The organism is Streptomyces sp. ME02-8801-2C, assembly GCF_033793965.1.
GTDB lineage: Bacteria > Actinomycetota > Actinomycetes > Streptomycetales > Streptomycetaceae > Streptomyces.
On record NZ_JARAXP010000010.1, the window covers coordinates 105499 to 127856 of the forward strand.

Genomic DNA, 22358 nt, shown 5'->3' on the forward strand with positions numbered 1-22358 from the left:
GTCCGATGAGGTCTTCGAAGAGACTTCACTTCGACTGTGATGTTGGCCTCACTGTTGCGGAGCGTGTGCAAGGGTGCGCCTCGTAAGAGGCTGGCAAGGCACCTCTCACAAGCTGCACACAGGGTCCACCCTAATTCCCTCCATGATCGGATGATTACCGAACGTAACTACCCTGTGCATAAAGCCTTGTCGTGGGAAGCGCTGGCATGCCTATTTTGGCGTCCGCTCCTGGAGGGACCTGACCAGTCCGCTTGTCCAGGAGTGTCCGGCGTGTCCGCGGGGGGAGCGCCCAACACTGCGTGATGCCCCCATGTGCGGGTCTGACGCGTCCCTCCCAGGAGTGCGCCTGCAGCAGTCGCCCCCTAAAAGAGAGGGATACGCGTGTTACGCAGACCTGTACGGAAGCACGGCAGACGCCCGAGATGGCTGGCCAGTTTGGCGACTCCGGTCGTCCCGCTCGCCTCCCTGGCTCTTCTCGCCACCGTGGCGGTGCAGCCTGCTTCGGCCATCGGCCAGGATCTCCATACCAGCCCGGCCGTCGACTCCTACGACGGGTTCGACGCCAAGGCCGCGGAACAGCTGCGCGGGGATCAGTGTGTGGGCGTCGACGCCCTGCGCAAGGGCGGCCCCAACCTGTTCGCCCTGGCACAGGGCGCCATCGGGCTGCCGCCGGATCAGCTGCATCTAAAGCTCAACCGGGACCTCTATGACACCAAGGACCCCCTGCACACGGCTTTCTCCGCGACGAGGACAACAGCGCCCAGTGGCAGGCCAAGGTCCTGGACCAGGGGCATGCGTTCACCACCACCGTCACGGGCTTGCGTAGCTACCCTGGTGCGCCGCAGGGGGCGACCGAGATCTACGACCGGATCGGGCTGCTCCCGTGGATCTACCAGTCGTGGGGCAAAGCGATCGACCTCTTCTCGCCGTTCTACGAGCCCTCACCCACCGCAGACGACGACACGAAGAATGCCGCGCTGACGATCGGCGACCAGCTGTACACCTCCGGGGGCCTTCCGGAGGAACAACAGGCGTGGGCGCTGTGGAAGAAGAACTCCGGCAAGATAGAACCCAACACGCTGTTCGTTCCCCGGGTGTTCGCGGACGACGCCCGCATCTTCCTGTCCTCAGGTGGTTTCCCCAGGACGGCGCCGGCCCCCGACACGCCTGAGTTCCGTATCGCGGTCGAGGATCTGAAGACCCGCGGACGCCTGGAAGGCACTACGCGCCCTCGACGGGCTGTCCAATGAGGCCCTCGCCGGCATCGCAGCCAAGATCGGCAGAATCCTTGGCAAGTCGTGCGAGCGCAACAGCTTCCCCGGCACCACACCAGTGCTGATGGCAGACGGAACGACCAAGCGGATCCAGGATGTCAGGGTCGGCGACGCGGTCCTTGCCACCGATCCCGAAAGCGGCCGCACAGAAGGCCACACCGTCACCGACACCATCTACACGCCGGACGACACCGACTTCGCCGACATCACGATCGGCGCCGGCAACGCACGGATCACCGCCACCCAGCACCATCCCTTTTGGTCGCCCAGCGCGCATCGCTGGATCGACGCCGGCGACCTCAAGCCCGGCCAGACCCTGCGCACCAACGACGGCCGGACCGTCACCGTGGCCAGTGTCCACCCTTACCACCGGCTCCACTCGGCCTACAACCTCACCGTCGACAACCTCCACACCTACTACGTCCTGGCGGGTAGTACGTCGGTCCTCGTCCACAACTCGGCATCGGTGTGCGAACGCATCGCGCTCGGCCTGCAGACGGTGGATGAAGACATAATGGCCCTCGAAGAGTTCGCCATGGAACGCGATGCTTTGACATACCACGATTGGCCTGGGAGTGGCCCGTGGTACAAGAAGTTCGAAGCGTATCTCTCTTCATGATCCACGACGAAGATCTCGTTCAACCTGGACGGAATCACTGACCCCCTCGCCGCGGCCCGTGCGGGGAAGACGGTCGATCCGTCCGGATTCGAAGGCCTGACGAACTGGGAGCTCTACAAAATCAGCCAGTCTCCACAGGCGTGGGAAAGAATCACCTGGTACAAGGGAGGTCGGGTAGATGACAACCCCTTCAAATGATCGCGCAAGTTCCGCCGTCATGTTCACATCCGATCGGACCTTCAGAGTCTGGCGTTATGGGATCGGACACTCGCAGTTGCTCCTTCGGGCAGTTCCCGACAGCACGGAAAACGCTGCTTGCCTGGACCTCCTTTTCGAAGGTGTGAGTGCCATGCAGTTGGTCCAGCAGTACAAGTCCATTGAGTTGTGCTCCGCAAGCAAGTCCGAAGCCGAAGAGATTCTCGGTTTCTCTGGAATCGGTCCGTCCGGCAGAAAGCTGCATCTGCCTGTCGTCCTCCGGTCCAAAAGCGGATCCGGATTCGTGCTGTGTCGAAGCGTTACTGCTACGCGCGGCGGAGAAGACCCCGTCGGATCCGACTTCGACAGCGAAGACCGCAGCGTCATCTGGAGTAGTCGCCCGCAGGCGTAGGCGGACGGCGAGCCAGCCTGAACGAGTAGCGCCCCGCCACTGCACGGTGTCGGGGCGCTACCCCGCCCGCGCCTCGGCCTCCTCCAGAAATGCGACTCCTCGGGCCCACGTCCGTCGGACGCGGAGTTCGCAGTGCTGAAGGAGCGTCGTGACCACGCCGCGGACGATGCAGGCTTCGCCTGGCAGACGATGGCCCGCATGATTCTCACCGTCTGGGAGAAGATGACAACCCCGGCGCCCCGGCTCTTTGCCACCCGAGTGCCCTTTCCGGTGGCCAGCCGGTGGCCGGACGCCTTTGGGCCACGTAACACGAGGTAGCACAGACCAACCAGCCGCACATGCTCTGATCAGGCAAAACGTCACTAGGCGGCACGACCGGGCATCACGCAGCACGAATGCTCACGGTCTCGTAATGCGTAGGTCTCGGGTTCGAATCCCGAAGGCGGCTCCATGGTGAACCCCAGGTCGGGCCTCTGACCTGGGGTTTTTCTGTTTTTATGACCTTGGAACCGTGCGTGAGGGATTCCAGGGATGTGACCTGCGAGTTTGGTGAACCGAGTCGTTGGATCGGACTCGCTTGCAGGGGCTCCGGTGGACAGCCGGTGGACAAGCGTGCGTGACGGCTCGTCAGGATCGCCTCGCGGCCCTGGGGGAAGCGAGGGTTTGGGAAAGGGTGGTCGGCGGCGCAGGCTTGTGCTGTTCCGACAGTCTGGGGACCATCCCGGCTGCCGAGGGGCGATGTCACTGGTGAGGATCCCGCCGCGGCGTCGCGCCCGGACGGGAACCCCCGTCCGTGGGAGGGTCGGCGCCAGCGGCGTTCAGGGAGATCTCGGGTTTTCCGGAAGCCCGACAAGCTGGGCCAGGAGCAGGGCCACGTCGTCCTGTTCGGCGCCCGGTTCGAGGATGCCAAGGACGCTGTCGCAAGCCGCCTCCAGAGAGGCGTGAGGTTGGGCCAGTTGTGAGCAGAGGCGCTTGAGCCCGTCGCTGATGTCCTGGCCGCGGGCTTCGATGAGGCCGTCGGTGTAGAGAGCGAGCACCGAGCCGTCGAGCACGTCGAACTGTACTTCCTCGAACTTCACACCGCCGACGCCGAGCGGGGCCCCGGACGGCATGTCCAGCAACCGGACGCTGCGGCTGCCCTCAGCAGTGGGTTCCGGCTGGATCATCACCGGCGGTACATGTCCGGCTCTAGCGATGACGCAGCGCCTCAGCGAGGGGTCGTACACGGCGTAGACGCACGTCGCCATGAGTGCCTCATCCGGGTCATGGGTCAGGTCGGTGGCGATGTCGTCGATGTGCTGCAGCAGCTGGGCGGGTGGGAGATCGAGTGCGGAGAGGGTGCGTACGGCGGTACGCAGCAGGCCCATCGTGGCAGCAGCGCGCAGACCGTGGCCGGTGACGTCACCGATGACCAGAGCCACCCGGCCTCCGGCGAGCTGTGTGACGTCGAACCAGTCGCCACCGGCCTCGTTGCCGGTGCTGCCGGGGACGTACCGGAAGGCGATGTGTACTCCGGGTGGTTCGGGGATGTGCTGTGGCATGAGTGCGCGCTGCAACATGAGCGCGCCCGCGCGCTCGCGTGTGTAGAGGCGGGCGTTGTCCAGCGATGTGCTGGCGCGGTCGGCGAGTTTCATGGCGAAGCCCAGGTCGGCGTGGTCGAACGGGGGGCTGTCGTTCGCCCGTTGCACCACCAGCAGGCCGAGCACTATGCCTCCCGCGCGCAGCGGCAGCATCATCATCGAGTGGACGCCCAACTCCAGCGCGGCCCGGATCTTGGGGTCACCCGGATAGGTGGCGGACCGCAACCGCTCGGGGGAGTCGAGGAGTTGTGGGAGGCCGCTGCTCAGCGCCTCGTCGGCGGCCGAGTTCTCCGAGACGTTGACGGACTGGCCGACCCGCAGCATGCGATCGACCGTGGGATTGTGCTGTGTCCAGGCGACGCCCAGCTGGATGAGGGGGGTGCGGTGGGTGGGCGCATGCCGGGGAAGTTCACCGTCGGTGACCACTGATTCGAGCAGGACGACCCCCGCGTAGTCGCTGAACCCGGGGGCCAATGTGCCGGCCAGTCGCTCGGCGATCCTGGGGATGTCGAGCAGGTCGGCGACGCGTGATCCGACATCGTTGAGCAGCGAGAGACGCTGCCGGACGATTTCGTTCTCGCTGTCAGTCCGGTGACGTTCCGTTATGTCCGTGATGGTGCAGGCGACGCCGATCACTCTGTGGTCCGTATCCTCCAGACGACTGCAGGATACGGAGCAGAATCCTTCCACGCCCGGTCCTGGCAAGGTCGCGTCGATCATGGAGCGGCCGGTTCTGAGCACCTGCCGTTGCAGTTCGAGGAAGAGGCGGCCGACAGGCTCGCCGATCACCTCGTCCACGCTGTGGCCCAGGTGGTCCACAAGTGGACGCCGGTCGAGCCGGGCCAGGGCCTGGTTGGCCCTGATGCACCTCAGGTCGTTGTCGAAGATCGCGACGCCCAGAGGGGATGATTCGAGGAACGACTCCAGCGCGGCCGAGTCGGCCGCCTCCAGGCCCGGCCGACTCGTCTCGGCGAGTGACGCGTGGACGAACGCTCTGCCGTCTCCATCGAGGAGGCGGGACGAGCGCACATGGACCCGGATGGGCCGGCCGTCCCGGTGCCGCAGGGGCAGGAGGCCGCTCCAGCACTCGGAGCTCAGCAGCGTTGTGAGGATGTCGGAGCGTGCTTCCGGGTGAAGGTTCTTGGGGTCCATGAGGTGGTCGAAGCGACGGCCCAGGACACGTTTCCCCGTCCAGCCCAGCATGGCCTGGGCTGACTGGCTCCACAGTCTGATGCGGCCGGTGGCGTCCAGTACGACGACCACGGTGTTCGGCGCGAAGGCCGTGGGTTCCGGCACGCCGCGAGAGTGGCCCGGGTCGCCCTCCGGTACGCCGGAGGCATGTGGTGGGAAGGTCACTCGTCACCTCCGTCCCCGGATTTCCGGGCGCATGTCTGATTATCGACCCATATTGCGGGTAATGATAAAAAGATTCGGGGCTCGCCACAGCCTTACCGTCGGCGGCCGGTCCGCAGACGGTAAGGCGCCGGTGGGCAAAGAGGGGAGCCCGTCGTGAAGCGCTGGCTCGGCGTCGAGATGGGTGTCGACGAGTTGAGGTGGACGCTGATCGTGGGGGACTCGGTCGAAGCGAAGGGCAGCGTCGGGACTCCTCGGGCAGGGCTGCTGCACGCCATCGACGCCGTGGCTCGGACGACCCGGGAACACCGTGCGGACCGGCTCGGGGTGGCGGTTCCAGGGGATCTGAACCGGGAGAGCGGGCTCGTCGGAGCGGGCAGTATGAACCTTGTCGGCCCATGGGCCGGATACCCGCTGCGGGACGAGCTGGCGTACCGGGTCGGATGCCCGACGGAGATTCTCAACGATGCGCGCGCGTTCGGGCACGGCGAGCTCCTGCTGGGCGCGGCGAAGGGTTTGGAGAACGTACTTTTCATCCTGCAGCACAGGGGCGGCGTTGGCGGTGCTTACGCGTTCCAGGGGCGGATCCTGGCGAGCGCGGACGACCGCCTCGGCGAGTTCGGCCACATCACCGTGGAGCCCGACGGTGCACACTGTCCGGGCTGCGGCGGCCGGGGATGCCTGGAGACCTTTGCCAGCGGCCAGGCCATCGTCCGCAGGTTCCGGGCTCGCTCCAGCTGGAGTCCGTCCGGGGTGGCCGCGGTGATCGAGGCCGCCGAGGACGGCGACCGGACTGCTGTGGAAGTGCTAGCCGAAAGCGGGCGTGCTGTGGGCATCGTTCTGAACAGCCTGGCCGCTGCCTTTCCCACCCAGGCGGCGGTGCTGGGCGGCGACATCGCGTCCGCCACGCTGCCCTGGATGGTGGACGCGATCAGGGCCAAGCTCGCCGAACGTCCGAGCTGCACCTTCGAGCCGGACCTCCTGCCCGCATCGCTCGGCGTCTGGGCGCCGGCGCTCGGCGCCGCTCTGACCGTCGCCGTCCCGCCCTCCGCAGTCGAGGAGGCGGCCCAGGGGAAGAGGAGGTAGCCCAGGGGAAGGAGAGCGAAAGGTGAGTCCTGGACCGCGGCATCGTCCGCCGCCCGCCGGGAAGCGCGGCGATATGACCGGCGTACCCATACCCGTCGTGCTTCCTTCCGGCGACCTAGGCTGGATAGGGCGGTGCGCGAGACGATCGGTTCCGCGTGCGGAACACCGTCGTACACACCCGGCGGCGAGGTGAGTGACCATGCATCCGAGCTATGACGCTCCCCGGGGCGGGGGCGAGGCTCTCGTCGACATGACGGACGCCGTGTGCGCCGTCGATGCGAACGGCCTCCTCACGGCGTGGAGCCCCGGAGCCCGGCAGTTGCTCGGTTACGCGCCCTCCGACGTGATCGGCCGCCCGGCGGCCCGTCTGCTGGCTGGGGACCCGCCGGTGGCTGCCCTGCGGCAGGCGGCCGTTTCCCGGAGCTGGAGGGGCACGGTGGTGCTGCGGCACCAGAACGGTCGCCGTCTGGAAGCGGACCTGCGGGCATGGTCGGCGCTGGACGCCGACGGGCAGCCCCAGTGGTTCCTGGTCCACTCCCCCTCGCCGCAGGCGGAGGGCGCGTACGACGACCCCCAGCTGAGCGCATACGGCGATCCGCGCCTGGTGGAGTGGGCCTTTGCGCTGTCCCCGCTCACCTTGGCGATCTACGACGTCGACGGGCGGATCCTGCGGATGAACGCCGCGACACGCAGCCTGCTCGGCCTTGCGGAGGACGACGGGGTAATTGGGCAGGTCGTCGAGAACCTGTACGGGGAGGCCCGGGCGCAGGGCGTCCCATCCGCCACTGCCTTCTCCGAACATGTGACCGAGGTGATGCGTGGAGTGGCCCGGACGGGCCAGGGGATCCGTTACGAGGTCTCCGCTCCGACGTCCGATTCCCGGGAACCGACCTGGTGGGCCGTCACCATGTCGCCCGTGACGGATCGGACCGGCACGGTGCACGGAGTGTTCACGGCGGGATGCGACATCACCGAGCAGTTCGTGGCGCGGCAGCGGCTGGCCGTGCTCAACGAGGCGAGCGCCCGAATCGGTACCACACTGGACGTGACGCGTACGGCGGACGAACTGGCCGATGTGGCTGTTCCCCGGGTCGCCGACTTCGTCAGCGTCGATCTCCTCGATTCCGTGTTGCGCGGCGGCGAGCCGCTCCCTGGCCCGGTCGAGGGGACCGTCGCTCTGCGCCGTGTCGCGCACCGGTCCACGACCGCGGGCGCGCCCGAGGCCGTGGTCGCGCTGGGAGCGGTGGACACCTACCCGGGCTACTCGCCGCCCGCCCGCTGCCTGGTCTCGGGCCGATCCGTCCTGAGCGCGCGAGGTGACGACGACTTCGACCGGTGGGTCGGGGGGCACCCAGTCAGGGCAGCCCGGGTACGCGACTACGGCGTCCGTGCGGTGATGGCGATACCGGTGCGTGCCCGCGGCACCACTCTCGGCGTAGCGGTCTTCGTGCGTCGGCGCCCCGAGCCCTTCACGTCGGACGACCTGGTACTGGCCGGTGAAATGGTGGCCAGGGCAGCTGTCTGCGTCGACAACGCCCGCCGCTACACCCGCGAGCGCGCCACCGTCCTCACACTGCAGCGCAGCCTCCTTCCGAGGCAGCTGCCGCAGCTGGAGGCGGTGGAGGTCGCCACCCGCTACCTTCCCGGCAGCTCCCAGGCCGGCATGGGCGGCGACTGGTTCGACGTGATTCCGCTGTCCGGCGCCCGGGTTGCCCTGGTGGTCGGCGATGTCGTCGGCCACGGTATCCACGCGTCGGCGGCCATGGGACGGCTGCGTATCGCGGTGCGGACCCTCGCCGATGTCGATCAGGCCCCCGATGAGCTCCTCACCCAGCTGGACGACCTGGTCATCCGCCTGGCCGCCGAGGGCATCAGCACAAAGGGCTATGACCGCGCGGAGACTGCCACCCCCGTCCAGGCGGCCGGCGGTGAAGAGCGGGCCGGCCTCGAAGTGCGGGGCCCCGACGAGGGGGCCGACCGTAACGAGATGAGGGGCCTCGACGAGCGAGCAGCCCCTTACCAGGGGGCCGCTCACGAGATCGCCAAGATCGCCGACATCCCGGAAGCCGTGGGCGAAATGGCCGCCACTTGCCTGTACGCGGTGTATGACCCGATCTCCCGCCATTGCACCGTGGCCCGCGCCGGCGGCCCGGTGCCCGCGCTCGTCCGGAGCGACGGCACCGTCGATCTGCTGGACTTTCCGGCAGGCCCCACGCTCGGTATCGGTGGCCTGCCCTTCGAGGCCACCGAGCTGGAAGTGCCCGAAGGCAGCCTGCTCGCCTTCTACACCGACGGGCTGATCGACGCCCAGGCCGGCAACCTCGACGAGCTGTGCCGTGTCCTGTCCGGTTACCACGCGCGGCCGTTGGAAAGTGCCTGCGACACGGTTCTCGAACGACTGCTCCCCGCCGTTCCCACCGACGACGTCGCCCTGCTCATCGCACGTACGCACTCTTTCGGCGACGACCGGGTCGCCACCTGGGAGCTGGACCAGGACCCCTCCATCGTCGCCGACGCCCGCAAGCGGGCGTCCGACCAGCTGGCCGGCTGGGGACTGGAGGACCTCACGTTCGTCACGGAACTGGTCGTCAGCGAGCTGGTGACCAATGCCATCCGGCACGGCGGGGCCCCCATCCGGCTACGGCTGATCCTGGACCGGTCACTGATCTGCGAAGTAGCCGACGGCAGCAGCGCCGCACCGCACCCGCGGCGGGCCCGAATCTTCGACGAGGGAGGCCGCGGACTGCTGCTCGTCGCCCAGCTCACCGATCGCTGGGGGACCCGCCAGACACCGACCGGCAAGATCATCTGGGCCGAGCAGTCCCTCTCCGAGACCTGATCGCCTGCTGGGTGTGACAGGCGGCGCCCCCGGTCGGCCCACCCCGGGGGGCCTGCTCACTATCGGATGACGGAACTCGCCACGCCCTGCACGAACCAGCGCTGGAAGACCGCGAACATCATCAGCACCGGGGCGACGAGCAGGACTCCGAAGGCCAGGATCCGGCCCCAGTCCGGTGGCTCCTGGCTCTGGAAGACACTCATCTCCAGCGGCAGCGGCCGGAGGGAAGGGTCGGAGATCATGAGCACCGGCCAGAGGAAGGAACCCCACTGGATCAGGAAGGTGAGGATCGCGACGGAGGCGAAGACGGGCCTGGACATGGGGATGACGATCGAGAAGAGGGTGCGCCACGGTCCCGCGCCGTCGATCCGGGCCGCTTCCTCGATGCTGCGCGGGATCCCGCTGAAGAACGTGCGGAACTGGTAGATCGAGAAGGCGTTGGCGATGAACGGCATGGCAAGGATGTGCAGAGTGTTCCGCTCGCCGTTGAACAGATAGAAAAGCGGCACCGCCACCGACTCGAACGGCACCAGCATCAGCAGCAGCACGAGGAGGAACGCGCCGTCGCGTCCCCGCCAGCGCAGCCGGGACAGCGCGTACCCGGCCATCGAGTTGACCAGCAGCCCGCCCACGACCACCGTCGCCGCCACGGTGAGCGACACGGCCATGAACTGCCAGAAGTAGCCGGTGCTCGGGGAGGAAAGGCTCTCGAACACCCCTTCGTAGTTGCGCAGTGTCAAGTGGGTGGGTACGAAGCCCGACAGCCCGTTCAGCACCTCGTCCGAGGGCTTGAAACTGCCGATGACCAGGTACAGCACGGGCAGGACGTAGAGGAGGGCGAGAACGCCCAGCGTGAGGTACTCGCTGGTGCGGCGCGGTCTGCCGTACCGGCGCAGGGGGCTCACCGGTCCTCGCTCTCGGCGCGCACGAAACGGCGTTGCAGGAGCGTCAGGGTGACGACGATGACGAAGAAGACCACCGTGATCGCGGAGGCCATCCCGATGTTGCCCTGGTCGAAGGCGACCGTGACGGCTTCGTACATGACGGTACGGGTGGCGTTCTCGTCCAGCCCTCCGCCGCCCCTGATCAGGATGTAGATCTGGTCGAAGACACGGAACGCCAGTACCGACGTCAGCAGCGCGACGAAGACCAGGGTGCCGCGGATCCCCGGCAGCGTCACATGGAGGAACTGCTGCCAACGGCCGGCCCGGTCGATCCTCGCCGCCTCGTACAGCTCCTCCGGGATCTGCTGCAGCCCCGCCAGCAGGATGACCATCTGGAAGCCCACGCCCTGCCACACCGACAGCACCACGACGGACGCCATCGCGGTGCCCGACGAGCCCAGCCAGTCGTACGCGGTCCAGTGGCCGAAGGTGACGTACGACAGCACCGTGTTGAGCATGCCCTGGTCGGCGCGGGAGAGGATCAGCCGCCAGATGACGGCGACCAGCGCCATGGGGAAGACGACCGGCAGAAAGAACAAGGACCGGAAGACGCCGATCCCCTTCAGCCGGCGATTGAGCAGTACGGCCAGCACGAGGGCGATGCCGGTCTGCAGCGGGACGACGGCAGCGGCGAACACCAGGTTGTTCCGCAGCGACCGCAGGAACCGGTCCGACAGGTCGGGGTCGGTGAACAACCGCCGGTACTGCTCCAGCCCGAAGAACTCCGGGGGGCGTGGGGAGCCGAGCCGCACGTTGTAGAAGGACAGCACCACCGCGTAACCGAAGGGCACACCGACGAAGGCGATCAGACCGAGCAGCGCGGGCGCCGACATCACGAGGCCGGGCACCCGGTCGGCGCCGCAGCGCCGCCGACTCCGGCCGTCGCGCGCCCGGTTCCGGCCGCGGGGCCGGGCGGTGCCTCGCTGCGCCGTCACAGCCCGCCCCCACCCTCTCAGTTCAGTTTGTAGTCGTCGTTGTCGGCGTAGTCCCGGTCGATGGCGCGGGCCGCCCTGGACAGCGCGGACTTCGGGTCCGCTCCTCCGTAGATGGAGTTCAGCGCGGTGCTGAACTCGCTGGTGATGACCGGGTACCCGGCGGTGACCGGCCGGGTGACGGCCACACAGGACTTGTTGATGTCTGCGTCGCCGCAGGACTTGTCGAGCTGTTCGGCGAACAGGTGGAGCGGGCCGCCGGCCTTGTAGAGCGGGCTCGTGGCGAGCACGGACCTGGTTCCGGGCGGCGCGCCGTTGGCGTCGGTCATGGCCTTCACCTGCTCGTCACGCATCAGGTAGTCCAGGAACGTGCCGGCCGCCTTGCCGTTCTTGGTCTCCGCGCCCATGCCCCAGGCCCACGACCCCTGCCCGGTCTTGGGCCCGAGACCGAAGTCCGGCAGCGGCATGATGACGAGGTCGGAGCCGAGCGCCTTGCTGTACGCGGGGTAGAGCCAGTGGCCGACCCAACTGAGCGCGACCCGCCTGCTCGTCATCGCGTTGGCATCGGTGTTCGGATCGACGTACGGCTTCCAGGACTGGAACCTCTTGAACGCCTCGACCGCTTGGGGAGTGTCCATCACGCCGGTTGCCTTGTTGTCCTGGATGAGCTTGCCTCCGGCCGACCAGAGGATGGGGGAGAAGCCGTATGTCCCCCATTCGGTGCCGAGGCCGTCGGCTTCCTGGATGTCCAGGACCTTGCCGTCGGAGTCCTTGGCGGCGAGTTTCTTCAGGGCGTCGTCGAACTCGGTGGCGGTCCAGGCCTCGGACAGGCTCTTCGGGTAGTCCACACCGGCGGAGTCCAGCAGGTTCTTGTTGCCGTACAGCCCGAGGGCCGAGTCGAACATGCCGAGACCGTAGAGCTTCCCGTCCGCCGTGCCCTGGTCCTTGATGGCGTCGGTGGCGTTGTCGACGGTCTTGGACGAGACGTACGAGGAGATGGGGGTGAGCTTTCGGTTGTAGACGAAGTTCGCCATGGTCGGACCGTCGAACTCCAGGACGTCCGGCAGTTTCGACGCCTCGGTGGCCGTGACGGTTTTGGTGTAGTCGTTCGCCGGGATGAGCTTCAGGGTCGCCTTGACGTCGCTCTGCGCGTTGTTGAACGACGCGACGGTGTTCTGGAGGACCTTGTCCTCACTCGCCTGGCCCTGATGCGCCCAGATGGTGATGTCGCCCTTGCCGCTGCCGCCTTCGCCCTGTGACGAGTCGCCTCCGTCCCCGCCGCACCCGGCGAGAGCCGCGACCGGCAGAACCAGCGCCACACACAGCCAGGCGACCCGATGCCGACTCCGACCGATCACGATGAGCCTCCCGTCAGATATCCATAAATGTCATGCTATGCGTGTGTGAGTCTCCGGCATCAGCTGCAGACACGCGCGTCGGCAGCACTGGTCGCTGTCACGATGAGAGGAGCCGTTCATGCGCTACGCCCCGCCCGGCCTCTGTGTGAACGACTTCGCCCTGATGTCGAACGACGGGGTCTATACGTTGCTCCACCTGCAGGGTCCCTGGACCGACCGCTTCGACCATCTGCACATGGAGACCTCGTACGGCAGAGCCGTCTCCACCGATCTGGTGTCCTGGGAGCCCCAGGGGACCGCCTTCGGCGTCGGACTGCCGGGCAGGTTCGACCAGCAGGCCGTGTGGACGATGCATCCGGTCCCGTACGGGGAGGGGCTGGCGATGTTCTACACGGGGGTCCAGGCACTGACGGCCGGCGGCTGGCCGCTGCAGGCGGTGGGGATGGCCCTCTCCGACCGACGGGACGGGACCGCCTGGCGGCGCCGGGGCATCGGTCCGGTGGTCTGCGCCGACCCCCGCTGGTACCGAACCGGCGAGTCCATGGGCTGGCGCGACCCGTTCGTCGTCCGTGACGACGAGGGAACCGGGTGGGCCATGGCCATCTGCGCCAGCGACGTGTCCCTGCCCGTGGAGGCCGGCGGCTGTGTCGGCTTCGCCACGTCGCCCGACCTGACGCACTGGCAGGTCCACCCGCCGCTGATCTCACCCGGCGACATCGACCAGTTGGAATGCCCGGTCCTGGAGCGGACGGGGGACGGCTGGCTGCTGCTCGGGTGTGTGGGCTCCGCCAACCGTTTCGACGCCTGGTCGGCACCACGGCTGCGGGGGCCGTGGGAGCACCTGGGCCCGGCCGGCCCCCCGGGCGCCTACGCACCCCGCGTGATCGAGGCACCCGACGGCGCCCGGGTGGTGCTGCACACGACGCCCCGCCGGGTCGGTCTGCGGGACTCCGGCGAATTCTGCCGGGGCATGCTGGCCCAGCCCAAGGCGCTGACGGTCACACCCGGTGGGGCCGCCGGCACCACGGCCCGACTGGAGTGGTGGAACGGCCTGGACGCCTGGCTGGAGCAGCCCACGGACAGCCCGGTCCTGCACGCGGTCGGGGACGTCGACATCACCGGCCCGGCCGAGGTGGTCCTGCGCACGGACAACGGCAGCCCGGCGCTCGCGGTCCACTGCGACGCCACACACGTACGGGTGACCGGAACCGGCGGATCCCTCCTCCAGGAGGCGGCACTCACCCAGCCCGTCCGGCGACTGCGCGTTCTGACCGTCGGTGAGTACGTCGAGGTGTACGCGGACGGCGTCTTCATCCTGACCACACTGTGTTACTCGGGCCGGCCCGTGGCCTGGACAGCGACCGTGGCGGGGATTGTCCGATCCGTGCCGGTGCGTCCCGTGCGCTTGCCGGTCCCCCACCGCGACGACGCCTCGGCGATCTGGCCGGGCCCCACCACGTGACCCTGGTGCCGTAGAGCGAGCTGACCCTACGCGGGCGCGGCCATGGCCGATCCGACAGTGCCCGGGGCGAGGGCGTCCGAGCGCATGCCTCGTGATCCCGCGCGCTCCCGGGCTGCGCCCGTGGTTTTCCGACGGGGCGAGGCGGCAGAGGTCGCCGACGAGGGCCACCTGATCGCCGACCACCGCCACGGGGCGAGGTCAGGACGCCGCCTCCCCTCAGTGCCCCCGCCACCTGCTCCGGCTCCGGGTCCGTCGCCCAGGCGGCCGTGCAGGTGCCCCGGCAGGTAGCGCCTGGGTTGAGGTTCTACCGGGGAGGGCTCCGTGAACGAACTCCACTGGCGGATGACTTGTAGAGGTCTCACAGTGACCTCCGCTCGCCGCTCTGACCGGTCGACAGCATCGCTGGCAACTCGCTGCCATCTCGCTGGTGGGATGGTGAGAGCCCCGCCGGTGGACAGCCGGTGGACAGACGCCTTCGGACCGAGAGTCACGGGGCGGCACGGGTCAACCTGCCCCATCTGCTCTGATCAGGCAGGACGTCACCGGACAGCACGGCGAAGCACCACGCAACACGAACCCCCGTGGTCTCGTAATGCGTAGGTCTCGGGTTCGAATCCCGAAGGCGGCTCCATGGCGAACCCCAGGCCAGGCCTCTGACCTGGGGTTTCTTCTTTTCGTTGACCTTGGAATTCGGGTCAAACGGAGGTGACGTTAGCTGATGCGCCGTCAAGGATCAGGTGTGGCCAAAGTGCGGACAGGAGTGCAGCCGCAACGTTGGGACGGTCGTCAGAGGTCCCATTCCTGGGCTCGGCGCTGACCGATGCCTTGTCGGCTCCCGACAGCCAGGCAATGGCCAACCCGGTCAAGTGGGCTCGGCAGGTGATCGTCGGCCTGCGTGGGACCGCTGCTGCATGATCTGCATCGTCAGCGCCAGCAGCGACCTGAGCTGCGGCGCATGGCCGTCGGCCGGTCCTTGGCGGGCACCGCTGGCGCTCAGAAGGGTGGCTGCCGTCGGTGAGGGGTGGCTTTTTCAGTTTTCTGTGACCGTGATGAGGAAAGCGGTTTACGAACCCGTCTGTCGGTCAGGCAGCGCGGACACCCAATCGGCAGCTCTCAGGAGGATCGGCCCGGTGACCTCGTCGGCCCCGGAAGCATAGGCCGCCCAGCGGAGTTCGTCGCACGCGAAGAAGGATTCGCCCCAGGTGTCCACCCAGACGCGTGCTGTGTCGCTGCCGGACTGCGTCAGGTCCCACCAGGCCCAGCCGCGAAATTCGGACTCGGGATCGAACTGGTAAAGCCATTCCTGCAGATCCCACGGCCTTCGACCGAGCGTGGCGGCATAGCGCTCCGTCCCCCGAGTCACGAAATCGGGGACCGGCGCCGAGTCTCCTCGGGCGGCGGCGACGAACCAGTCGGGAAGCGTGTCGACCGGGAGATCGCCTTCGTCGAACGGGTGAGAGACCGCCAGTTGGAGAGCGGGGGTGAGAACGGATCGCAGTCTTTCTTCGAACACCGCGACCGAACCGCTCGTCCGTACGTCGAAGGTGCACAGGACGGGAGGTGCCTCCTCCGCTGACGGTCGGCGTGACAGCCGGTGTCTCTCCTGCTCGATGTCCTCGATTTCGTGAAACATGTCAGTGGTGCCCCATCAGCCTTCCTTGACTACCCTGCCCGGGTACTTTGCCACTTCTTCCCTGAACTCGTTGAGCATGCCGCTCGGGATCCCGTAGAGGTCGTCTCCCATGGTCGGGTCCGAGATCTCTGGACAGATCTTCTTGGGTTTCCTCCACTCCTCCTTGGTGAATCCGAGCCCGTCCGGCTGCTCCTGGGGTATGGCGGTTCTTCTGATCTTTTCCCTGAAATCGGCCGAAATCTGGAACTCCACGATCTGTCCGCCCTCGCCACGGAACCGAACCGTGTGGCCGATGTCCCCGCTCAGGTTGACGTACAGCGCTCCCTGGCCGGTGATGGTCACCGAGCCGTCCTCGCCGATGTGGATGCGCTTGCTCAGCGGGTGATCGGTCTGCTTGCGGTAGGCGTTGATGAGGTCGTCGTCGCAGCGTGGGGCGAGACCGAGCGGGTCGGTCCAGATGTGCGGGTTGTGGATGTACGTGGAGGGGTTGGGAGCCGGGGCGAGACCGAGAGGATCGGGGGTGAGGTAGCGCGCGGTCTCCGGGTCGTAGTGCCGGTGGTAGTTGTAGTGGAGGCCCGTTTCCGGGTCGAAGTACTGGCCGGGGAACCGCAGCGGGGTGTACGTGGTGCTGTCGGCCGTCCAGGATGTCGCGCCCCAGAGCGTGGTGCGCGTGTGCCAGACGATGGTGCCGGATTCGTCGAGGAGCTCGGTGGGGGTGCCGACGAGGTCGGTGACGATCGCGAAGAAGCGGGAGTCGATCTCGTCCTGCGGCGCGTCGAGGGCGCCCACGCGCTCGGTCTGCGCGATGGGGCGCAGGCCCTGGTGGTCCCAGGTGAGGGTGACGGGCCGGGGCAACTCGGCTGCTGTGGTGGTCTGTTCGCAGAGGGTGGCGCCGTCCCAGGTGAAGTGGGTCTGTTCGACCACCGTTACGCCGTCCGCCGCCAGGCGCTGTTTCGCGATGCGGCGCCCGAGTGGGTCGTAGAGGTAACGCCACTGCGTGCCGTCCGGGGTGACGACGGAGGTGAGACGGTCCTCCGAGTTCCAGGTGTAGTTCCAGGTGTCGGATTTCCGGGACAGGCGGGTCTTCTGACGCAGCATGATGCGACCCGCCGCGTCGTGTTCGTAACGGATGCTCCCGGCACGGGTGAGGCGTGTGCCGGCGTAGGCACGGGGGCCGGTGGCTTCTTGGCCGGGGTGGGCGGCGGGCCAGGAGGCGTCGGTCTGGTTGCCGGCCTCGTCGTAGACGTAGCGCTCGGTCCAGTCCGTGGCGTGGACCGCGGTGACACGGCCTGCGGCGTCGAGGTCGAAGTGCCGAGTGCCGTTCAGCCGGTCGTCCAGCCGGACGAGGCTGTTGTCACCTCGGTAGGTGTAGTCCCGCCGCTGGATGTCTGCGCCGGTCGCGTCACGTACGTACTGGGACGTGAGGCGGCCCCGATCGTCGAACGTGTGGGCCAGGGTGGCGGTCGTGTCGATGAGGCGGCTCAGTTCTCGGCCGACCGAGTCGTACACGAAGTTGATTCGGTGGCCGCCGCTGTTCAGCAGCGTGCGGCGGTCCGCCGCGTCGTAACTCCAGCGGCTGGTCGCGCCGGTGGGGGTGGTGCGCTGCGTGCGGCGCCCCAGCAGGTCGTATTCGTACGTGATGCGGAGTTCGGTGTCGTACGTGAAGGCGTGGCGCACGCCGTCCGGGCCGATGCGAGCCGTGAGCAGGTCGAAGTGGGTGTACTCGAAGCGGGTGACAGCGCCCAGGGCGTCGAAGTGCGTGACGCAGTTGCCCTCGGCGTCGTACTCCCATGACTCACTGGTGCCGTCGGCCGCGATGCGACGGGTGGGCTTGCCTTCCGTCGACCACTCCAGACAGGTCACGTTCCCGAGGGCGTCGGTGATCGTTCCGGGACGGCCGAAATTGTCGCGGGTGTAGCGGGTGGCCGCTCCGAGCGGGTCGGTGATCTCGACGGGGAGTCCGGCCCGGTCGCAGCGGACGCGTGTGGTGTTGCCCAGCGCGTCGGTGGCGGACGTCAGGTGTCCCGTCCTGTTGTAGGTGAATCGGGTGGTGGCTCCCGCCGGGTCGGTCACAGCGGTGCGGTCGCCGTGCTCGTCGTACTCCTGGCGCCAGACCGCGCCGTCAGGCCCCGTGATGGTCGTGGGCAGACCGAGTGCGTCGTACTCGGAGGCGAGCTCCTGACCGTCCGGGCGGACGACCGCGACGACCCGGCCGTCGTCGTAGCGGTAACGCGTGGCGTGCCCGAGCGGGTTGATGACGGCCGTCAGTTGGTGGTCGCGGTCCCACTCCTGCCGGGTGCTCGCGCCGAGCGGGTCGGTGTGCCGGACGACGCGGTATGCCTCGTTGTACTTGTACTGGTTGGTGTGTCCCAGGGAGTTGGCGTCAGTGAGCGGCGGGCGAGTCCCGCGCCGGCCGGGGCGTCGCGGGCGAGGCAACACCCAGGCCTGTGGCCGGCCGAGGGTGTCCGCGACGGCCTGGCGAATTGAGCGTGTCACTTGAGTCCGGTGGTGGCCGTGTCCGCGATGAGGCCGCGCTGCTCGATCGGTCATCGCCAAGGTCTGGCAGACCCTGTCCCAGCGGCCGGAGTCGGCCCGCGCTCCAGCCGACGCGCCTTGGCGCGCACGACCGCCTCGTCCGGCAAACAGCTCCTGGACCTCGTTCTGGAGAGGTCCAACTGGCCTGTACGGACGGCGTCACGTCTTCGCCAGTGATTCCGGGTCCGGGGGTGGCCGGATGAGTAGGGCGTCGACTTTCTTGCAAGTTCCTTATGTGGTGGAGGTTTTGTCTTTCCTTGCCGCTTGCCTGGAAAAGGTGGACTCCCATTGGGGCAACCGCATCCTTTTTGTGGCCCGCTTTGCGCTACGCCGGTCTCTTGATCAGGGAAATGTGGTTGTTCCTTTGCTTGTCGGCGATCGCTTGTGGGGGGATTGATTGACTTAAAGAAGTCCTCAGGTTTTGATCGCCCGGCTGTGAATGGCAGTTGAAGGATCTGTGAGTGCGGGGGTCGGGCTATGTGGCGTGCCGGAAGACGGCTGAGATGGCTGGCGGCATCTGCGTTGTTGGTGCAACTGGTGGGCGCGGCGGGCGCCCACGCCGTTTCCGACGCGCCCGTGCGGGCCTCCTCGGCCACGGAGGACCCCGGTGACCTGTCGCCCGAGGCGGCCGCGTCGCTGAAGGCCGCCCGGTCGGGTTCGTCCGTCTCGGTGGACGCGGAGACGACGCCCACCCAGCTGGTCACCGCGCAGCCGGACGGCACGTTCACCGTCGAGTTCGATCCCGAGCCGGTGCGGGTGCGCCGCGCCTCGGGCTGGGTGCCCGTCGACACCGGCCTCGCGGCCACCGCCGGGGGGCAACTCGCCCCGAAGGCCGCCGCCGTGGACGTCGCCTTCTCCGGGGGCGGTGCGCACGACCCGCTGGCGCGGATCACGAAGGACGGCAGGACCTACAGCGTCGGTTCGCCCTGGACTCTGCCGACGCCGACCATCGACGGCTCGACGGCGACGTACGCGGACGTCCTGCCCGGAACCGACCTGGTGGTGCAGGCGACCCCGGACGGCTTCAGCGAGAACCTGGTGGTCAAGTCCCGTACGGCGGCCGACAGTCCAGCTCTGGCGAGTGTGCGCTTTCCCGTCTCGGTCGACGGTGTCTCCGCGTACGACACCCACTCCGGTGGCGCGGCGTTCGTCGACGCCCAGGGGCGTCCGGTGTTCACCACCGGCACCGCGATGATGTACGACTCCTCGCCGGCCGCCGCCCCGGCCGCGACGGCCCACACCGTCTCCCAGGTCTCCTTCGACGTCACAACCGCCGCCGTCCGGACGGCCGTCGCCGACCAGGGCGCGCTCGACGGGCCCGCCCCGGGAGCCCGGGCGAGGGCCATGGACGTGACCGCCTCCGACAGTGCGCTGACGTTGAAGCCGGACAAGGCGTTCCTCGACGATCCGGACACCACCTACCCGGTGGTGCTCGACCCGCAGACGACCAGCGCGTCGCTGTCGGGGTGGACGACGGTGTGGACGAGTTCGCCGTCGACGTCGTTCTGGAAGACGTCGCACGCGCTGGGTGTCGGCTACGACGCGTGGGTGGACAACAAGAAGGCCCGCTCGCTCTACCAGTTCGACACCCACACCCTCGGCGGCAAGAAGATCCTCTCCGCGACCTTCAACGCGCTCGAGGTGTGGTCGGCCAACTGCACAGCGAAGAGCGTGCAGTTGTGGCGTACGGGGTCCATCTCCTCGGGCACCACGTGGAACGCGCAGCCGTCCTGGTCCGCGCAGGTCGACTCGGTTTCCACCGCCAAGGGCTACTCGTCCTCCTGCCCCGGCGGAAACGTTTCCTTCGACGCGACCGGCGCCGTGAGTTACACCGCCGGGCAGTCCGCGTCGACCACCACGCTCGGGCTGCGGGCCGCCGACGAGAGTGACGAGATCGCCTGGAAGCAGTTCGCCTCGCCGTCGGACACCAAGCCGACCCTGTCGGTGACGTTCGTGTCCAAGCCGTCCACGCCGACCGGGGTGAAGCTCTCCAACCCGAACCTGGCCTGCGCGACGACTCGCGCCACTGCCGTCGTGATCCGGGACACCACACCCACGCTGGGCGCGGCGCCGAAGTCGGCGGACGGTTCGCAGTCGACGCTGCGGCCGAATTTCCAGGTGTACAAGTACGACGCCGCCGTCACCGACCCGCTGGCAGGGTCGGGCAGCCCTTCGGCGTACACGACCTCGGGGACGACCGGTACGTGGACGACGCCGACGCTGACGAACGGGCAGACGTACTGGTTCCGCGCCCGCAGCGAGTACAAGTACTCCTTCAACGGCACGACCGGCTCCATGTACTCGGCCTGGACCAGCGGCTGTTGGTTCCGGATCGACTCCTCGAGGCCGGTGCAGCCGGACGTCGACTCGACGACGTACCAGGAGTGCGCGAGCCCGGACAGCCCGGACGACTGCACGGCCTACGGCGGCGTGGGCGCCCCCGCGACGTTCACTCTCAAGGCCAACGGGGCCTCGGACGTGGTCAAGTACACCTACCAGCTCAACGACAACCCGGTGCGGACCAAGACCTTCACCACGGCCACCACCAGCTACACGGTGTCCCTGGCGCCGGACGTGCGCGGGGTCAACACCCTGACCGTCCAGACCTGGGACGCGGCGGGCAACGGCTCGCTCAGCTACACGTACACCTTCAAGGTCGCGCCCGGCGCGGGCCCGGTGGCCCACTGGTCCCTCGAGGAGGGCACCGGCACCACGGCCACCGACTCGGTGAGTGGCCGGACGGCGACCCTGGCCGGTTCGGCCGGCTGGTCCTCACTCGCCCGGCTCGGCAAGTCCCTCCAGGCCAACGGGACTTCGTCGTACGCGGCGACGAGTTCGTCCGTGCTGGACACCACGAAGAGTTTCACGATCTCGGCGTGGGCCCGGCTGACCGGCAACTCCCACAACTCGGTCGCCGTCGCCCAGGCCGGCGTCAACGGATCGACGTTCGCGATCTACTACTCGACCTCGTACAACGCGTGGATCTTCAACCGGTACACCACGGACGTGGCCGCGCCGACCATCGTCCGTTCGATCGGTACCACCACGCCCGAAGTCGGCGTCTGGTCGCACCTGATGGGCGTGTACGACGCGCAGGAACAGACCATCCAGCTGTACGTCAACGGCGTACCGCAGGGTGACCCGGTCGCCTTCACCACGCCCTGGCAGGGCACCGGCGGTCTGCAGATCGCCCGGGGCCAGTACGGCAGCGCGTTCAGCGACTACTTCCCCGGCCAGGTCGACGAGGTGACCGCCTGGAACCGGATCCTGTCCGAGGAGGAGATCGCCGACCTCCAGGCGATGACCGACGCGTCCACCGGGCAGGCCCAGCCGTCGCTCTCCGCCGACTGGCAGCTGGAGGAGACCTCGGGCACCAGTGCCGCCGACTCCTCCGGATACGGTCACACGGCCACGGTCGCCGGCGGCGGCACCTGGGCTGCCGACACCGACGGCGGCAAGGGCAACGTCCTTTCCCTGAACGGCACATCGACCGCGAACGCCACCGCGACAGGGCCGATCGTGGACTCACAGGGCGACTTCACGGTGGCGGCCTGGGCCAGACTCGACGCGGCCTCGCTGTCCGACACCACGGTGGCCCACCACATGCGGATCGCCACCCAGTCCGGCGGCGTCCGCGACTCCTGGGGCCTGTGGTACGACCAGGCGGCCGGCTCGGCCCAGGGCATGTGGGTGTTCGGCCGCACCACCGCCGACTCCACCAGCGCGACGGTCGTCACCGCGCCCGCGAGCATCGCCTCGGCCCAGCTGGTCGACCCCGGCGAGTGGACCCTGCTCACCGGTGTCTACGACGGCGCCCACCACCAGCTCTTCCTGTACGTCAACGGAGTCCGCCAGGGCGCGCAGGGCGACACGGACACGGACGACGACACCGGCGACGGCGTCGTGTTCACCTCGCCCTGGCAGGCCACCGGCACCTTCAACATCGGGCGGGGCCGGATCAGCACGGGCGCCTACAGCGACTTCGCCGACGGGCTCGTGGACGACGTACGGGTGTGGACGGGTGTGGTGTCGGACACCGACATCGACCAGATGTACGTCAACGAGCTGCCCCAACCGCTGTAGACGACAGCGCTGACACGGCCTTCAAAAACCTTCGAAACGCGGGGAGTTCACTC

General features: G+C 68.0%; 11 protein-coding genes and 1 pseudogene. 6 read left to right on the forward strand and 6 right to left on the reverse strand.

What is annotated here, in order from left to right; translation table 11 throughout:
- Positions 1-818: 818 nt before the first annotated feature.
- Together PV396_RS30310 and PV396_RS30315 are read left to right on the forward strand one after the other, a co-directional pair.
- Positions 819-1250: a hypothetical protein gene (locus tag PV396_RS30310; RefSeq protein WP_319210091.1), complete on the forward strand. Its 432-nt coding sequence runs from the start codon at positions 819-821 to the stop codon at positions 1248-1250.
- Between the two features lie 88 nt (positions 1251-1338).
- Positions 1339-1893 carry a polymorphic toxin-type HINT domain-containing protein gene (locus tag PV396_RS30315; protein ID WP_319210093.1) on the forward strand — a complete coding sequence of 185 codons (555 nt, stop codon included), beginning with the start codon at positions 1339-1341 and terminating at the stop codon, positions 1891-1893.
- Between the two features lie 1425 nt (positions 1894-3318).
- Here the strand turns inward: PV396_RS30315 and PV396_RS30320 are convergent.
- A complete protein-coding gene (locus PV396_RS30320) occupies positions 3319-5376 on the reverse strand; it encodes a SpoIIE family protein phosphatase (RefSeq protein ID WP_319210095.1) in 2058 nt (685 codons plus the stop codon).
- Positions 5377-5589: 213 nt separating this feature from the next.
- Here PV396_RS30320 and PV396_RS30325 point away from each other — a divergent pair, with 213 nt between their 5' ends.
- Both PV396_RS30325 and PV396_RS30330 read left to right on the forward strand, forming a co-directional pair.
- The gene (locus tag PV396_RS30325) at positions 5590-6519 is read left to right on the forward strand and encodes an ROK family protein (protein ID WP_319210097.1); all 930 of its coding nucleotides are present in this window, start codon (positions 5590-5592) and stop codon (positions 6517-6519) included.
- Between the two features lie 199 nt (positions 6520-6718).
- Positions 6719-9358 carry a SpoIIE family protein phosphatase gene (locus PV396_RS30330; RefSeq protein WP_319210099.1) on the forward strand — a complete coding sequence of 880 codons (2640 nt, stop codon included), beginning with the start codon at positions 6719-6721 and terminating at the stop codon, positions 9356-9358.
- Between the two features lie 59 nt (positions 9359-9417).
- Here PV396_RS30330 and PV396_RS30335 read toward each other — a convergent pair whose 3' ends face one another.
- Genes PV396_RS30335 through PV396_RS30345 form a run of 3 tightly spaced genes read right to left on the reverse strand, consistent with a single transcriptional unit; the run spans position 9418 to position 12592 of the window.
- Positions 9418-10263: a carbohydrate ABC transporter permease gene (locus PV396_RS30335; protein ID WP_319210101.1), complete on the reverse strand. Its 846-nt coding sequence runs from the start codon at positions 10261-10263 to the stop codon at positions 9418-9420.
- Positions 10260-11237 carry a sugar ABC transporter permease gene (locus PV396_RS30340; RefSeq protein ID WP_319210103.1) on the reverse strand — a complete coding sequence of 326 codons (978 nt, stop codon included), beginning with the start codon at positions 11235-11237 and terminating at the stop codon, positions 10260-10262. The genes PV396_RS30335 and PV396_RS30340 overlap by 4 nt, the downstream gene beginning before the upstream one ends.
- Positions 11238-11254: 17 nt before the next feature.
- On the reverse strand, positions 11255-12592 hold the full coding sequence (locus PV396_RS30345) for a sugar ABC transporter substrate-binding protein (RefSeq protein ID WP_319210105.1): 1338 nt from the start codon (positions 12590-12592) through the stop codon (positions 11255-11257).
- A gap of 118 nt (positions 12593-12710) precedes the next feature.
- Between PV396_RS30345 and PV396_RS30350 the strand changes: the two genes are divergently transcribed.
- A complete protein-coding gene (locus PV396_RS30350) occupies positions 12711-14054 on the forward strand; it encodes a mucin-1 (RefSeq protein WP_319210107.1) in 1344 nt (447 codons plus the stop codon).
- Positions 14055-15117: 1063 nt separating this feature from the next.
- Here the strand turns inward: PV396_RS30350 and PV396_RS30355 are convergent.
- Together PV396_RS30355 and PV396_RS30360 are read right to left on the reverse strand one after the other, a co-directional pair.
- Positions 15118-15567, reverse strand: coding sequence for a hypothetical protein (locus PV396_RS30355; RefSeq protein WP_319210109.1), 450 nt, complete (start codon positions 15565-15567; stop codon positions 15118-15120).
- A 135-nt stretch (positions 15568-15702) separates the two neighbouring features.
- Positions 15703-17796 (reverse strand): annotated as a pseudogene (locus tag PV396_RS30360) (RHS repeat-associated core domain-containing protein); the annotation flags it as partial.
- Between the two features lie 954 nt (positions 17797-18750).
- On the opposite strand from PV396_RS30360, the gene PV396_RS30365 reads away from it, so the two are divergent.
- Positions 18751-22305: a LamG-like jellyroll fold domain-containing protein gene (locus PV396_RS30365; RefSeq protein WP_319210330.1), complete on the forward strand. Its 3555-nt coding sequence runs from the start codon at positions 18751-18753 to the stop codon at positions 22303-22305.
- The last annotated feature ends 53 nt before the right edge of the window (positions 22306-22358 follow it).

Coding starts and splice junctions, on each gene's coding strand:
- PV396_RS30350 (WP_319210107.1), top strand. CDS start 12,711: ATGCGCTACGCCCCGCCCGGCCTCTGTGTGAACGACTTCGCCCTGATG.
- PV396_RS30315 (WP_319210093.1), top strand. CDS start 1,339: ATGGCAGACGGAACGACCAAGCGGATCCAGGATGTCAGGGTCGGCGAC.
- PV396_RS30330 (WP_319210099.1), top strand. CDS start 6,719: ATGCATCCGAGCTATGACGCTCCCCGGGGCGGGGGCGAGGCTCTCGTC.